Below are 16,536 nucleotides of genomic sequence, written 5' to 3'. Positions count from 1 at the left end.
AAACAATAAATTAAAGAAAATTGATACCTAATATTCTTTCTTTAACAATTTTTGCTCCGATAGTTCTTGCATTTCTGATTTTGTTCATGAAAAAAGAAAACGAGACTATGATAAAGTGGTATGCAATGATTGTCTCATTGATACCTTTTGTATTATCACTGGTGCTTTTCTTTACATACAATCCTGCAAACCCTGAATATCAGTTCGTTGAAAAATGGAAATGGGTCACGGCTCTGAATTCCTATTATTATCTTGGGATTGACGGAATTTCTATGCTGCTTGTAGTGCTTTCCACTTTCATTATTCCTATCTGCATTCTTGCTTCATGGAATACAATTAAAACAAGAGTGAAGGAATACTTCTTTCTTATTTTATTGCTTGAAGGAACGCTCGTTGGTGTATTCTGCTCGCTCGATTTAATATTATTCTATCTCTTCTGGGAATTCATACTTATCCCGATGTATTTCATGATAGGTATCTGGGGTGGTGAAGAAAGAATTTATGCTACGGTTAAATTTTTCTTATATACAATGTTCGGAAGCGTGCTGCTTCTTATCGGAATTATCTGGCTCGGATTCTTATGTCAGCCGATGATAGGGGAGTTCACCACTGACCTTACAAGATTGATTCTTGTATCTCCAAGCATCGCTGCCGATAAACAGACATTTTTATTTATACTTTTCACACTAAGTTTCTTAATAAAGGTACCGCTCTTTCCGTTCCATACATGGCTGCCAGATGCACACGTTCAGGCGCCGACTTCCGGCTCAGTTATTCTTGCCGCCATTCTTTTGAAGATGGGTACGTACGGATTAATAAGATTTTCATTGCCGCTTTTCCCGTCGGGATTTGTTGCGATGACTCCTTACATTGCAGTACTTGCAACAGTAGGTATTATTTACGGAGCGTTAGTTTCCATAGTGCAGAAAGATGTTAAAAAGCTTGTTGCTTATTCATCGGTTTCTCACATGGCATTTATAGTGCTCGGTACATTTGCTCTTACACAGGAATCAATGCAGGGCGGCGTTATTCAAATGATTAACCACGGACTTTCTACAGGCGCGCTCTTCTTGATTGTCGGTATGCTTTATGAAAGAAGACATACAAAACTCATTGCAGAGTACGGCGGACTTATGAAAGTTATGCCCGTGTTCTCAGTTATTTTTATGGTTGTCGTATTTTCTTCAATCGGATTACCGGGACTTAACGGATTTATCGGTGAGTTTCTTGTATTGATCGGTGCTTATAAATCTGCAAATCTTGGAACACCTGTTTACTCTATATTATCAACTACTGCAGTAATTCTTGCAGCGGTTTATTTATTGTGGATGTTCCAGAGAGTTATGCTCGGACCTATTGAAAATGAAAAGAACAAAGACTTAAAAGATATTTCAAAATTAGAACTTGCAACGGTGCTTCCATTACTTGTTTTCATAGTCTGGATTGGTGTTTATCCAAGTACATTCTTAAGCAAGACTGAAACATCTGTAAAACGAATTATAGAGAACTTTGAAAAGTTTAAACCTAAACCGGTAAACGAAACGGCACCTAACACAATGCCGAATAACACTCCTCCTCCGACACAAGAAGGAACTCCTCCGGCAGGAAAATAAAAATTATTTTTAATTGAACCCCGCATTTGCGGGGTTTTTTTATACCCCTTAAGTATTGATTTATTATATATCAAAACTTACGCCCCCTCGTAAGTTATCTGTCAAACCTTTGTTTTTCCAATCCAGGCATCATTTAAATTCTTTGTTCATTTTTACTCTCAAAATGAGAATAAGAATATCTCTTGCGAAAATAATTAATATAAAATTTGATTTGAAGTGAAGTGTACCAATTAGTACTAATGGGAGAGTTTTATATTTTTTGCTTGACAGGGTTTGTTAATTAATAATTAATAAAGAATAATTAAATATTGTAAGGGTGAATGTTAATTAATGATCCCCACAGTGCTCCTCCTTGAAAAGGGGAATCATATTTGATAATAATTTCTAAATTTAAACCACCCCCTCAGTCCCTCCCGCCTTTGGCGGGACAAGCTCTCCTTGTAAAGGAGGGGGAAGCCAGCTCGATTTTATCTCTAATATAGAATGTAAAGATTTTAATATAAATCTTCCCCCTCCTTTTCAAGGAGGGGGGATGTTAGTATTTTAAGAAATCATATTAGGTAATTAGTACTTCATCCTATAAAGGGCGGAATAATGAATTTTTTTGTGCCCCCTCCTTTTCAAGGAGGGGGCAGGGGGTGGTTAATAAAGAATTTAGTCCTTAAGCATTTAAAGAATTTGTAAAACCAAAGTGTTAAAATATTTCACCAAAATTCTTCCCCTCCTTTATAAGGAGGGGAACTGAGGGGGCGGTATTAAAATTCAAAACAGCTTTTTTACTCCGTCCCAAACAGGGGTTTGGGACGAAGAGCTGAGCTCCAAATGAGGATGAGATTTATACTTCGTTTCGCATCCTAGCTTTCTAATCTCTTCTCTCATTTATTATTGACTCACATTTACACAATTCTATCCGTAACTTAATGCAGGGTAAACGGGCAAATTAATTTACTTAATTGAATTAATGAATCAAATGTTACAGAAGATGAAACCTGAAAGCCTAATGATGTCCTACGGATATAAACCCGCCTTATCTGAAGGGGCAGTTAAATGTCCTATATTCCAGACCTCAACTTTTTGTTTCAAAAGCGCGGAAGAAGGCAAGGCTTTCTTTGAAGTTGCATACGGCATTCGTGATAAAAAGCCGTCTGAAGAGCTTGGGCTGATTTACAGCAGAATAAATAATCCTGACTTAGAAATATTAGAGAATAGATTAACACTCTGGGATGAAGCTGAAGACTGCGCAGTGTTTGAAAGCGGTATGTCTGCGATATCGACAATGATGCTAGAATTTCTTTCACCCGGAGATATGATAATGGTCAGCAGTCCTTTGTACGGAGGTACAGACCACTTTGTAAATCATTTTTTGAAGAAGATAAACGTAAGCGTGCTTGAGTTTAAGCCGGGACAATCGTATGATGAAATGATTTCGCTGATAGAAAATTCAGAGAGATTCGATAAGCTTAGAATGATTTATATTGAGACTCCCGCAAACCCCACGAACGCATTGATAGATATTGAAATGTGTAAAGCCATTGCTGATAAATATTCAAACGAAGACAATAATGTTTACGTTGCTGTTGATAATACTTACATGGGACCATTGTGGCAGCATCCGTTAAAACACGGAGCGGACTTTGTGCTTTACTCCGCAACGAAATATATCGGCGGACACAGCGACGTTATTGCAGGCGCATGTCTTGGCTCGAAGGAAGTTATGTCACGGGTAAAAACACTTAGAACTTTTTTAGGAAATATGGCGGGACCGTGGACGGGATGGTTATTGCTCAGAAGTCTTGAAACACTAAAAGTCAGGATGGAGCAGCAGGCAAAGAATGCAGAGGTGATTGCAAATTATCTTAACAATCATCCGAAGGTAGAGAAAGTTTATTATCTTGGATTGTTGAAACCAACCGATGCACAGTATGAAATTTATAAGAGACAATATTCTTCACCCGGAGCGATGGTATCGTTCGATATTAAAGGCGGGGAAAAAGAAGCTTTCAGATTTTTAAATAATCTGAAGCTGATAAAGCTGGCAGTAAGTCTTGGCAGTACGGAATCTCTTGCCGAGCATCCTGCATCTATGACTCATGCAGGAGTTGAACCGGAGCACAGGGAAGCAATGAATATTACGGATAAATTGATTAGATTATCGATAGGTGTTGAGAATGTTTATGACCTGGAAAACGTAATCGGTGAAGCTTTAACTCACGTATAAGCGTGAGCATTTTATAATTTTGATAAAATTTTTATAAAACAAATATGACTGATAAGAAAAAAGTCAGAGGAATATCTTTTAATAATTCGTATAAAGTCGTTCTTCATACAGAGGGACATACTGTAATATCCGATGAACCTGTAGAAGAAGGTGGAAGCGATGAAGGGATGAACCCTTATGAGCTGCTTTCGGGCTCGCTTGCAAGCTGCACTGCTATTACAATCCGTATGTATCTGGAACGTAAAGGCTGGAAAATTGAGGAGCTTATTGTAGATGTGGATATGAAAACTGAGACTATTGAAAAAACATCGAAGAATATTTTTTCAAGGAATATAATCGTTAAAAGTCAGCTTGATGATGCGCAGCTTGACAGGGTAAAATATATTGCGAATGTGTGCCCGATTTCAAGGATTCTGGAAGCGGGGAACAATTCCATAATTACGACATTAGAGAAGAGAAAGTGAAACTTTATACTGATTTTAATAGTATTTCTTATAAATAGGTTATATGTTATTTTTATCAAAATAATTTAAAATGAATAAAAAACTTTTAATAGTAGTTTATGTTTTAATAGTCGGTCTGGCGTTTTTTGTAGGCACAAAAATACAGAATGCCGTATCAGATGACAAGACTTCAGCACAGGTGAAAAAATTCAGCGACGCTTTGAATATAACTTCCAGATATTATGTAGATGAAGTTGATTCACAGAAGCTTACTGAAGCAGCTATAAAAGGCATGCTTGAAGAGCTTGACCCTCACTCAGTTTATATAAGCGCAGAGCAGTTGAAAAGAGTTAACGAAGATTTCCAGGGAAGCTTTGAAGGAATCGGAGTTGAGTTCGACATCATAGCAGATACGATTACAATTGTCTCTCCAATTTCAGGTGGACCATCAGAGAAGCTTGGCATATTAGCAGGAGATAAAATCGTTAAGATTGACGGACAGTCAGCAATAAAATTAACACGTGAAGACGTTCCGAAAAAACTCAGAGGAGAAAAGGGAACAAAAGTAGTGGTAACAATTGCAAGACCGGGAAGTAATAAGACGATGGATTTTGAAATAATAAGAGATAAAATTCCGTTATACAGCGTCGATGCATCATTTATGTACAATAATGATATCGGTTATATAAAAGTATCAAAGTTTTCAGCAACAACTTATGATGAATTCTCAAAAGCATACTTGAAACTGCAAGGCGAAGGTATGAAGAAGCTCGTTCTTGACTTACGCGGTAACCCGGGCGGATATTTAGACCAGGCATTTAAGATGGGAAGTGAGTTTATTCCAAAAGGCGGAAAGATTGTATATACAAAGAGCAGAATTGCTGACTTCAACGAAGTTTATAATTCAGAAGGCGGAAAATTAAATGATGTTCCGTTAATAGTATTAGTTAACAGCGGTTCAGCATCTGCAAGTGAAATTGTTGCAGGAGCAGTTCAGGACTGGGACAGAGGCTTGATTGTAGGTGAAACTACATTCGGTAAAGGCCTCGTTCAGAGACAGTTTGACTTGCCTGACCAATCAGCATTCAGAGTAACGACTGCAAGATATTATACTCCGGTAGGGCGTTCTATTCAGAAACCTTATGAAGGCGGTAAATATAAATCTGACTTAGCAAGAGACGAGAGCGAAGGTGACAATTTGAATCATACAAAAGATAAAGCCGATTCTACACATCCTGAGTTCAAAACAATGGGCGGCAGAATTATATTCGGCGGCGGCGGTATTACTCCTGATTATATTGTAAAGCTTGATACTCTTACACCTTACACAGTTTCGTTGAGAAGACAAAATCTGATGTATCTGTTCACAGAAAATTATATGTCGAACAACAGAAAGAACATTGAGGGAACATATAAATCCTACAATGCATTCAGAGACGGATTCAATATTTCATCTTCAATGATGAATGATTTTATAAAATTTGCTGAAAGCAAAGGTGTTGCAATGAACCAAAGCGAATTTGATAAAGATAAGAGCTTCATAGAAGTCTCCATAAAATCACAGATTGCAAGAGATATCTGGGGCAATGAGGGAAGCTATGCAGTTTTTGTAACATCAGATGAACAGTTCTTAAAAGCGATCACTTTATTTGACGAAGCAAAAGATTTAGGAAACCTTAGAAAATAAAATTTCAAATGAAATGGTTTATCGCGTATATTTATATAGCGGATAAACCATTTTCATTTATATAAATTGAAACGATTAGCTTTAATATTATTGTTAACCGGATTTGCCTGTAGCGCTTACAGTCAAACCAAAGTTCTTGACCAGGGTGAAGAGCTGAAGTATATCGTTTATTTCGGATTTATAAAGCTCGGTGAAGTAAAGATAAAGATGACTAAGATAGAAACCGATGAAGGAAAAAAAACGTGCAATGCTATAGCTTACATTAAAAGTTATGACGGTGTGCCATTTGTTACTCTGAATAATATATTTGAATCAGAAATGGAGCAGAACAAAGAGCAGCTTTACTCAAAGAAATTTTTTGCGACTGAATTTAAGAATAAGGATATTGCAAAGACTGACTACAGATTTAATTATGATTCGAATAAAGTAAAAGTCCTGAAAGAAACGAACAATAAAACGGAAAGAAATGAAACTATTTCATTCAATAAAGGTATAAGATTTCAGGACGGGTTATCTATTTTTTATTCTGCGAGAATGAATTCTTTCGCAAATAAAAATTATAATATCCCGATATTTATAAATGAAGCGCAGAGCTCGGTAAAGTATTCATTCAATATTAATAAAGATGTTGTTTCGGTTGGCGCTGTAGATTATGATATATCGGTTATTAAAATTGCAGGAGTAGCGGACTTTACGGGGATATTCGGATTAACAGGGGAGTTTGTCGGCTGGTTTTCCGATGATGAATACAGAGTTCCGATAAAAGCACAACTTAACGTTTTAATAGGAAGTATCACACTTGAACTTGCATCATACAAAAAAACAAACTGGAAGCCGCCTGTATTCAAACATTAATTTCTACATTTTACATTCAAAGCTTTACAACCCCATCCCATTTTTACTAAATTGAAAACCAACTAAAATATAGCTATTTTAAGAATTATGAAAAAAATAAACATACTTAAATACGTATTAATAGCTGCAGCACTAACAATAGGAATAAAAGATTCCTATTCGCAAACTGCTCAGGACATTATTAAAAAAACACAGGATAAATACGAAAGTATTTCCGATGCAAAGGCAACATTTTCTCAAAGCTATAAAGGCTCAGGGGGAAAATCACAATCTGCTTCAGGAACAATCTATATCAAGAAAACCAACAAGTATAGAATTGAAACCGGCGGACAGGTAATTATTACTGACGGCACAACTTCATGGACTTACTCACCTAAGAAGAAACAGGTTGTAATAGATAATTATAAAGATGACGGCAGCACTTTTTCGCCGAACAAATTTTTATTTACATATCCTGAAAATTTTTATTCTGATTTAGACGGCGAAGATAAAGTCGGTTCTATTGACTGCTATGTATTAAAGCTTTCACCAAGAAGCAAAGGGAATATAAAGTCGGCAAAGATTTGGATTGATAAGAATGATTACATAATCAAAAAAATTACCGTAAATTCCAAAGAAGGAACAAATACATATACATTGAAAGATGTAAATCTTGATGCCGGTGTTGCTTCATCAAAGTTTACTTTTTCACCGCCTGCTGATGTTGAAGTAATTGATATGAGATAAAATTGGAATTATTTTTGAAAGATTTTTATTTAAAAGTTAAGTGTAAATCTGCACTTAACTTTTTTTATTTTAGCTTTTTACTCTGAATCCCACTCTTAAAAAAATATTAAAGTTTGTTATTATAACAGCTCTGCTGGCACTATTTCTGTGGCTTGCATTGCGTTCAGTCAATTTTGATGATCTTGTAAACGAGCTTAAGAAAACAAACTATTTCCTTGCCATTGCAGGGGGATTAGTGGGAGTTTTGATAGGCAGCTATTTCAGAGCTTTGCGCTGGAGGTATTTTTTAAATCCCATCAAGGAAAATATCTCAATGAAAAATCTTTTTCCTCCGATTATGATTGGCTACATGCTTAACTCAGTTATTCCAAGAGGGGGAGAGTTTACCCGTCCGATTATTCTTGCGCGTAACGAAGATATTTCAAAGGCAGCATCATTCGGCACAATATTAGTTGAAAGAATTTTTGATGTGCTTAGTGTACTTGGCGCATTTGGGATTTCATTGTTTGCCTTCAGAGATAAACTTGGGGCTGCTTTCCCGGAATATAATGTTGAAAAAATCGCGCTAATATCTTCACTGGGCACTTTAGCTGTTATTGTTTTTATTATTGTGGTAATTTTTAACTTTGAGAAGTCAGAGCATATAATAGAAAAAATCACATCTAAATTTTTTCCTGAAAAATTTCAGATAAAAATAAAAAAATTCTTTAGCTCAACAATGAGCGGTTTCTTATTTATCAAATATCCAAAAGATTACCTGCCGATATTTATATATACCGTTCTGATATGGATAATGTATTTGCTTTCAGCATATATTACATTTTTTGCATGCGGAATAAACAACCTGAATTTAGTCGATGCAAATCTTGTTCTGACAATGATAACATTTGCAATGTTTTTACCGCTGCCCGGGAATTCAGCAGGGGCATTCCACTACATTTGCACAGGTACACTGGTAAATATTTTTGGAATAGACAGGGAAGTTGCATTCGGTTATGCAACGGTAAATCACTTAACAGGGTTTATATTACAAATATTAATCGGCGCTTATTATTTCTTCAAAGAAAACTACAAAGTAAAAGATCTGCAGAGTTAAGCTTTTGCTGCTTTCTTTTTCTTTCTTTCCTTAAAATATCCGATAACAATCGGCAGCACTGATAGCACAATCACAAGTATTACTACTTTTTCAAAATTTTGTTTTACAACAGGAATCTGTCCGAAGAAATATCCTGCAAGTGACATTGATGCAATCCACAGAATACCTCCTGAAATACTGAATGTAACATATTTTTGGTAAGGCATTTTTGCAACGCCTGCTACTATAGGAGCAAAAGTTCTTGCGAAGGGAACAAAGCGCGCGTATATAATTGCTTTGCCGCCATGTTTTTCGTAAAATTCTTTCGCGCTGGTAAGATATTTTTGTTTGAAGAGTTTTGAATCTTTCCTTGCAAATATTTTTTCACCTGTTAATCTTCCAAACCAGTATCCGCAGTTATCTCCAATTACGGCTGCGAGCACTAACGCAACAATAAGTGTTGTAATATCTACTCCGAGAAAATTAGTTGCTGTGAGTAAGCCTGCTGTTAATAATAATGAGTCACCCGGTAGAAAAAATCCGATAAGCAGTCCTGTTTCAGCAAATACAATAGCTATTACGCCATAAAAGCCCACCATTTTAATAAGTGCTTCGTAATTGTAGAGGTTCTTGAAAAATTCAATTATTGCGTCCATTAAGTCTTAAAATAAGTCTTTAAAAATTTGATTAAGCCCATAAATTACAGATTAAAAAATTCAGAATAAATTTATAAATTAATCTTTAATCTTTTATTATTTATTTTATATAATCGAAAGTTCTGATATCCATATTAAGTATTCTAAGAGAGTATATTTAACTTTTTTAATAGCCTCAATTGTCTGGTGCTCTGCTATTATACTTGCTCCTTTATTTATGGAAATAGGCGGAGTTTTTGCAAAAATTTCGGTCTTCATATATTATTTTTTTACACCCATTTGTCATCAGCAGGATGCGCGTTCGTTTCATCTGCTGGGGTATAAGTTTGCAGTGTGTTCGCGATGCACAAGCATTTATTTGGGATTTTTAATCGCAGTTATTTTTTATCCTGTAAAGTTTAAATTGAGTAATACAGAACTCCCCTCAATCTGGTTCTTGATAATTCCGGTTTTTCTTATTGCAGCAGATGCTCTTTTAGATGTTTTCGGTTTAATGACAAATTCATTTTTGACAAGAAGTCTTACAGGCGGTATTGCAGGATTTATGCTTCCGTTTTTCTTAATTCCCGGATTTGTAAAATTAGTAAATGATATTTTTAATTCCTTCTATAAAAAAATAAAAGTATAAATGAATAACTCACCCAATAAACTTACTCCTGTTATTTTAAGCGCATCAATAATGGTGATTTTATCATCAGTGCCTTTATTGAATCTTGTAAATACATTTTGCTGTATGGGAATAATATTAGGAGGATTTATCGGAGTAACGTATTACTCAAGGCAGCTGATAAGCAATAACTTACTGCTGACTCAAAAAGATTCAATTTTGATAGGACTGCTTTCAGGAATTATTTCTGCTGTTATTAACACAGGTGTAACTCTCGTAATAAGTTTGTTTTCAAAAACGAATCCGATTGCAGAAATAATGGACATGATGAGTCAGATGGGAAAAGAAATGCCGCCTGAAGCAATGCAGATAATGGAAAAACTTTCACAGGAGTTTACCAAATTTGGATTTTCACCGACGCTTATAATCATAACATTTGTTATGAATATTATTCTGTATCCTTTGTTCGGTATGCTGGGAAGTTTCATAGCTTATCAGATTTATAAAAAGAAAAATTTACAGCAGCCAAATATACCAATACAGTAAATACAAATTAAAGAATAAAGATATTTTATGTTCGAGTACTCCGGCGCAATTCATATACATTCAACTTATTCCGATGGGACAGGTACTGTACCGGATATTATGCGCTTTGCAAATGAAACAAATCTTGACTTCGCAATTCTGACTGACCATAATACAATGAAGGCGAAGGATGACGGTTACGAGAAATGGTACAATGATTCCATGCTGATTGTCGGATATGAAATGAATGACTTGCAGAACAAAAACCATTATTTAACATTCGGGTTGGAGAAAGTAATCGGGTCTTATGAGAAATTAGATGACGGAGAGCTTGGTTCAATCCTAACTGCTGAAGAATACGTTAAGAAAATAAATGAAGAAGGGGGATTTGGTTTTACTGCCCACCCTGATGAAAAAAGAAAATTATTACCTGACCATCCTTCTTATCCTTGGCAGGCTTGGGATGCAGAGTTTACGGGAATAGAAATATGGAATCACATGAGCGAGTGGATTGAAGGTATGAATGAAAAAAATAAACTGCAAAGATTTATCCATCCTTTGCGTTCTATTGTGGCTCCGCCTGAAACAACTTTAAAGAAATGGGACGACCTTAATACAAAAAGAAAAGTTGTTGCCATGGGAGGAATTGATGCACACGCACACAAACAAAATATTATGGGATTTTATGAAGTTGAAATATTCCCTTATAAGGTTTTGTTTAAATCAATAAGAACAAACGTTCTGCTAGAGACTGAAATTAAAAAAAATAATCCTCAGACATATCATCATGACAGGAATAAAATTCTTGAAGCATTGAAGAATGGAAATTCTTTTATTGTAAATACATATCATGGCAGCGGTAAAGGATTCAGATTTTTTGCTGATTACAACGGTAGGACATACATTATGGGAGATGAGATAATCTATGATAATCCCGATAAAAAAATAATTCTTCGCGCATTAATTCCGGAGAAAGCAAGAGTAAGATTAATAAAGGACGGAGTTTGTATAGATGAGTTTGAATCCATGGAATGTATATGGGACTCCGATGAAAAGGGATGCTACAGAATTGAGTGCTGGAAACAGGATAAAGGATGGATTTTTTCAAATCATATAAGAGTACTTTAAACTACATTAACTTGATAAAAAAAGTAAAAGAGTATAAAAAGAAAGAAAGCGCAATTAATTCGAATTGCGGAGTATTTGGAATTTATAATAATCCTGAAGCGGGAATAATGACTTACTACGGACTTCATTCACTTCAGCACAGGGGACAGGAAGCAGCAGGAATTGTCTCTTCTGAATTTCTACCCGACGAGAAAAGATATAGGTTTAATATTCATAAAGATCACGGACTGGTATCGAATGTTTTCCGCGATGAAAAAATTCTCACGGATGTATTAAAGGGAAATGCTGCAATTGGGCATACGAGATATTCTACTACAGGTGCTTCCGATAAGAGAACAAACATACAGCCCTTCAAAGTAAATTTCAAAGGCGGTAATCTCGCATTATCTCACAACGGAAACCTAACAAATACAAAAGAACTCCGTAATTATCTGCAGAACGAAGGAACGCTGTTTCAGACTTCAACGGATAGTGAACTTTTACTTCACTTAATTGCGCGAAGCAAGAAGGAAACTATCGAGGATAAAATACTTGATGCAGTTTCGTATATAAGAGGTGCGTATTCAATTTGCATCTTAACTGATGACAAACTTTTTGCAATAAGGGACCCGTATGGCGTGAGGCCGTTTTGTATGGGAAAGCTTGGCGATAGTTTTGTATTTGCATCGGAAACATGTGCGCTGGATATTATTAATGCTGATTATGTAAGAGATGTTATGCCGGGAGAAATGATTACGATTGATAAGGATGTTATTGAAACGCAGAAAGAGAAATCTATAATATTTAAGAAAGTTGACCAGTACAAGCACTGTATATTTGAATATATATATTTTTCAAGACCTGACAGCATAGTCTTTGAAGAAAAAGTTGATAAGGTAAGAAGACGTATAGGAAAAAATCTTGCTCTTGAAAGTCAGCCGCCAAAAAAAGAAAGCGACCCGAAAAGAGTAGTTGTTATAAACGTTCCTGATTCATCGAACACTGCAACGCTCGGCTATTTTAGTGAAGCAGTAAAACACAATCAGGATATAAAAAATGAAATAGGATTGATAAGAAGCCACTATGTCGGAAGAACATTTATTCAGCCCGGTCAGGACAAAAGAGAAATGAAGGTAAGGACTAAATTTAATATTGTTAAAGGTGTGCTTGCCGATAGAAAAGTTGTGATGATAGATGATTCTATTGTGAGGGGCACAACTTCAAAGCTGCTTGTTGATTTACTAAAGAAAGCGAATCCTAAAGAGATACATCTAAAAATTACTTCACCGCCGATAGTTTCTCCATGCTATTACGGAATGGATTTTCCCTCTAAGGCTGAGCTTATTGCAAACCAAAAAAATCAGAATATAGAGGAGATAAGAGATTCTCTTGGAGTAACTTCGCTGGCATATTTAACAGAGGAAAAGCTGTTGGAAAGCGTTCCTAAAACTCACCCTGAAACAGGGTTTTGTACTGCCTGCTTCACAGGAAATTATCCGATTCAGATAGAAGGATTAGATGAATTTTCGAAGAGCAATTTAGACGATTAAAATAATTTTTAACTAGAAAAATTAAATGAATAAAGAACAACTGGAGTTTCACAAATCAAGAAGAGACGAATTCGCAAAACTGATGGGAGATGATTCCATTGCAGTTATATTCGGCAATACGCATATAAATAAATCGTACGATGCGAATTATAATTTCAGACAGCACAAGAATTTTTATTACCTGACAGGTTTTCTTGAACCGGATTCAGTCCTCATGCTTTCCGGCGGCGGGATAAAATATTATGATTATGATTCGAAAAAAGAAAGCACATCGAAAGAAATATTGTTCGTTCAGGAGAAAGATGAAACAAAAGAAACCTGGACAGGTGTTCGTTTAGGCAAAGATAATGTGAAAAGAGAATTAGGAATTGCCGACGCAAAAGAAAATTTTGACTTACCTGATTTTCTGAATTATAGTTTATTTAAAGGTTATAAAAAATTATATATAAATATTGCTGACCTTATCAGTCTTACAGGTGAATTAAAAGAATTTACAACTCAGTTTCTTGACGGAATAAGAAGTCTTGCACCCTCGTTACAGATTCTTGACTCAACATATTTACTCGGTAAAATGCGAAGAAGAAAAACCACTTACGAACTGAAGATGATGCAGGCAGCAGCCGATATTTCTGCAAATGCATTCAATGATACGCTGAAAAAAATTAAGTCTGGAATGAAGGAATATCAGGTTCAGGCTAATCTTGAGTACAATTATAAATTCAACGGCTCATCAGATAATGCTTACCCGCCAATATGCGCATCGGGAAATCATGCAAACATTCTTCACTATGAAGAAAATAATGATACGTTAAAAGAAGGGGAGTTAATCCTGATTGATTCGGGCGCTGAGTACGGATATTACTGCTCCGACATCACCAGAACATATCCTAACTCAGGAAAATTTTCAAAAGAGCAGCGCGAAATATATGAAATCGTTCTTGATGCAAATAAAAATTGCATAAAGAAATCCAAAGAAGGTGCTAGTATGGATGAGCTGAAAAATTATTGCGACAGATTTCTTGCAGATGCAATGGCGGCAAAAGGAATTTTAAAAAATAAAAAACTTTACAAGAAATATACTATACATGGTGTTGGACATCACATAGGATTAGATACTCACGATGCAGTTCCTTACAGAATAAATAAAGATATGGGAGATAAATTAGTCGTTGGAGATGTGATTACAATTGAACCGGGATTGTATTTTCCAATCGGTTCAAGAGATGTTCCCAAAAAATACTGGGGAATAGGAGTCCGCATCGAGGACGACGTTGTCATAGGAAAAAACGGCTGCCTTAATTTAACAAAAAATGCCGTCAAGGAAATTGACGACATTGAAAGATTAATGGCTGAGACCAGAAATTAATAAATTATACTATTGCAAAATCTATTTTCTTCGAGAACATATTCACTCTTGAAACTGCAATTCTGACTTTATCACCGGCGCGGAGAACTCTCTTAGTTCTTCGCCCGATTGCAATGTGCCTCTTATCATCATACTCGTAATAATCGTCTTCAATATCTTTAAATCTTACCATACCTTCAATCAGAATATCATTTATCTGTACATATACTCCGAACTGAACGATACCTGAAATAATACCGTCGTACTCTTCACCGATTCTGCTTTGCAGATATTCAATTTGTTTTATCTTAATTGATTCACGCTCGGCAGCGACTGCATTTTGTTCGCGTTCGGAGCTTCTTTTGCAAATATCAGGAAGAATCTGGTTATAATGCTGAACAACTTTATTTATATTTTTCTTAGCTGTAATATAATCAAATAAAACCCTGTGCACTATTAAATCCGGATATCTTCTGATAGGGGATGTAAAGTGTGTGTAGTGGTCAAAGCCAAGTCCATAGTGTCCGATATTTTTATGCGTATAAATTGCCTTTGCCATGGAACGGATTAGCAAATCATTTATAATATATTCTTCAGGTTTTCCTTTTACTTGTTCAAGAAGTTCTCCGAGTGAATCTTTATTATTAATGTCTACTTTATATCCGAACTGATGAACAAACTCAGAAAGATTTTTTAATTTTTCGATATCGGGATTATCATGCACTCTGTAAATAAAAGGATACAGCATCTCAGAATCCTTCTGCAAATTTTTCACATACAATGTTGCGCAGATATTTGCAAGCAGCATAAACTCTTCGATAAGGCGCATCGTACCCAATCTTTCTTTCGGAACAATCTTTATAACCTTTCCTTTTTTATTGAAAACAAATTTCACTTCGGGGGAATCAAAATCCAGTCCGCCACCTTTTATTCTGTTCTCTGTAAGGCATTTTGATACCTTGGACATTAATTGCAGCTCTTTAGCAAAGTCACCTTTTTTTGTTTCGATTATTTCCTGCGCTTCTTCATAGGTAAATCTTCTCTTACTATTTATAATCGTCTTCTTTATCTCAAAATTTTTTATTGTATATTTTTTTGTGAGATTTATAAAGATTGAAAATGTTAAGCGGTCAACGTTCGGCTTTAACGAGCATATATCATTTGATAGATTTTCAGGAAGCATCGGAATAACTCCATCAACAAGATAAACACTTGTTCCTCTTTTTGATGCTTCTTTATCCAACTCACTTCCTTCTTTTACATAGTGAGATACATCGGCTATATGAACACCGAGCAAAAACCCATCTTTCGTCTTTTCAAGCGAGACTGCATCATCAAAATCTCTTGCATCAAGAGGGTCAATTGTGAATATAGTTTCTTCTCTTAGATCTAATCTTCCTTTAGTTTCGGAAACAAATTTAATCGACTCTGCTTCTTTAATTACATTAGGAGGGAAATCCTTTTCAAGATTAAATTTCTTTGCAATGGAATTAAGTTCAGCTTCCGAATCGCCGGACTTACCTAAAACTTCTTTTACAATTCCTTTTAAATCGGTAAACTCATTTGTTATTGCATCGGGATTTAAAATTTCTACATAAACTTTATCGCCGTCTTTTGCTCCGTTAAACGAGCTCTTTTCAATATAAATATTCTTTTTTATTGTGCGTGAATCCGGAAATACTGTTCCGTAGCTCCTGTTATTTTCAAAATCACCAGTAATGAATTTTAGTTCTTTTCTTTGAATATTTACAATCTCTGCAAATGTAAATCCATCCATATCTTTAAGTTGAAACTCTACCTTATCGCCAAGGCTCATATCTTTATTACTGGTACCAATAACTTTGTATCGAACTTCATTTCCCTGAGTATCAAAATGTTTAATTTCGAAACGACCGTCACTTCCAAAATCAATTACTCCTTCAAGGTTAGCAAACTTAGGTGCCTTATTAAAAAAGTATAGTTTGCCGTCTTTGGAAACAATTCCTTCATCCATTAAATCATAAAGAATATTTCTCAGTGCTTCCAGTTTAAATCGCGGGAGATTTAGATTCTTTAAGAGCGCATGAAGTTTGAACTTCTGTTCCTGATTCTTCTTAAAGAAGTGCGCTATTTGATTTTTGAGTTTGATA

At 35.4% G+C, this 16,536-nt stretch carries 14 protein-coding genes; 12 read left to right on the top strand and 2 right to left on the bottom strand.

The genetic code is table 11. The features are described 5' to 3' along the window. Positions 1–20 precede the first annotated feature (20 nt). The 7 genes from JST55_13630 to JST55_13600 all read left to right on the top strand — a co-directional run bounded on the left by JST55_13630 (position 21) and on the right by JST55_13600 (position 8,638). Positions 21–1,613 (top strand): NADH-quinone oxidoreductase subunit M, encoded by a 1,593-nt coding sequence (locus tag JST55_13630; GenBank protein ID MBS1494550.1) that lies wholly within the window; start codon positions 21–23, stop codon positions 1,611–1,613. A gap of 970 nt (positions 1,614–2,583) precedes the next feature. Then, entirely contained in the window at positions 2,584–3,831 is a 1,248-nt protein-coding gene (locus JST55_13625) for a cystathionine gamma-synthase family protein (GenBank protein ID MBS1494549.1), read from the top strand. A 44-nt stretch (positions 3,832–3,875) separates the two neighbouring features. Beyond that, the gene (locus JST55_13620) at positions 3,876–4,295 is read left to right on the top strand and encodes an OsmC family protein (protein ID MBS1494548.1); all 420 of its coding nucleotides are present in this window, start codon (positions 3,876–3,878) and stop codon (positions 4,293–4,295) included. A gap of 70 nt (positions 4,296–4,365) precedes the next feature. Next, positions 4,366–5,961: a S41 family peptidase gene (locus tag JST55_13615; protein ID MBS1494547.1), complete on the top strand. Its 1,596-nt coding sequence runs from the start codon at positions 4,366–4,368 to the stop codon at positions 5,959–5,961. Positions 5,962–6,027: 66 nt separating this feature from the next. Next, positions 6,028–6,816, top strand: a complete 789-nt coding sequence (locus tag JST55_13610) for a DUF3108 domain-containing protein (protein MBS1494546.1) — start codon at positions 6,028–6,030, stop codon at positions 6,814–6,816. Positions 6,817–6,903: 87 nt separating this feature from the next. Continuing rightward, on the top strand, positions 6,904–7,542 hold the full coding sequence (lolA, locus tag JST55_13605) for an outer membrane lipoprotein chaperone LolA (protein ID MBS1494545.1): 639 nt from the start codon (positions 6,904–6,906) through the stop codon (positions 7,540–7,542). 157 nt (positions 7,543–7,699) lie between these two features. Beyond that, entirely contained in the window at positions 7,700–8,638 is a 939-nt protein-coding gene (locus tag JST55_13600) for a flippase-like domain-containing protein (GenBank protein MBS1494544.1), read from the top strand. Here JST55_13600 and JST55_13595 read toward each other — a convergent pair. Continuing rightward, a complete protein-coding gene (locus JST55_13595) occupies positions 8,635–9,273 on the bottom strand; it encodes a VTT domain-containing protein (protein ID MBS1494543.1) in 639 nt (212 codons plus the stop codon). The genes JST55_13600 and JST55_13595 overlap by 4 nt on opposite strands. A gap of 217 nt (positions 9,274–9,490) precedes the next feature. On the opposite strand from JST55_13595, the gene JST55_13590 reads away from it, so the two are divergent. Genes JST55_13590 through JST55_13570 form a run of 5 tightly spaced genes read left to right on the top strand, consistent with a single transcriptional unit; the run spans position 9,491 to position 14,428 of the window. Continuing rightward, entirely contained in the window at positions 9,491–9,901 is a 411-nt protein-coding gene (locus JST55_13590) for a DUF2085 domain-containing protein (protein ID MBS1494542.1), read from the top strand. Further along, the gene (locus JST55_13585; GenBank protein MBS1494541.1) at positions 9,902–10,426 is read left to right on the top strand and encodes a hypothetical protein; all 525 of its coding nucleotides are present in this window, start codon (positions 9,902–9,904) and stop codon (positions 10,424–10,426) included. It begins immediately after the preceding gene. Between the two features lie 27 nt (positions 10,427–10,453). After that, entirely contained in the window at positions 10,454–11,533 is a 1,080-nt protein-coding gene (locus JST55_13580; GenBank protein ID MBS1494540.1) for a PHP domain-containing protein, read from the top strand. After that, positions 11,500–13,062: an amidophosphoribosyltransferase gene (locus JST55_13575; protein MBS1494539.1), complete on the top strand. Its 1,563-nt coding sequence runs from the start codon at positions 11,500–11,502 to the stop codon at positions 13,060–13,062. The genes JST55_13580 and JST55_13575 overlap by 34 nt, the downstream gene beginning before the upstream one ends. A 25-nt stretch (positions 13,063–13,087) precedes the next feature. Next, positions 13,088–14,428, top strand: coding sequence for an aminopeptidase P family protein (locus tag JST55_13570; protein ID MBS1494538.1), 1,341 nt, complete (start codon positions 13,088–13,090; stop codon positions 14,426–14,428). 4 nt (positions 14,429–14,432) lie between these two features. Here the strand turns inward: JST55_13570 and rnr are convergent, their stop codons facing one another. After that, positions 14,433–16,535 (bottom strand): ribonuclease R, encoded by a 2,103-nt coding sequence (gene rnr, locus JST55_13565; GenBank protein MBS1494537.1) that lies wholly within the window; start codon positions 16,533–16,535, stop codon positions 14,433–14,435. Position 16,536: the final 1 nt, after the last annotated feature.

The sequence above is a fragment of the Bacteroidota bacterium genome (assembly GCA_018266835.1).
Classification (GTDB): domain Bacteria; phylum Bacteroidota; class Ignavibacteria; order Tepidaquicellales; family Tepidaquicellaceae; genus JAFDZO01.
Note: the sequence above shows the minus strand (reverse complement) of the source record. Positions and strands in the feature narration are given on the sequence as shown.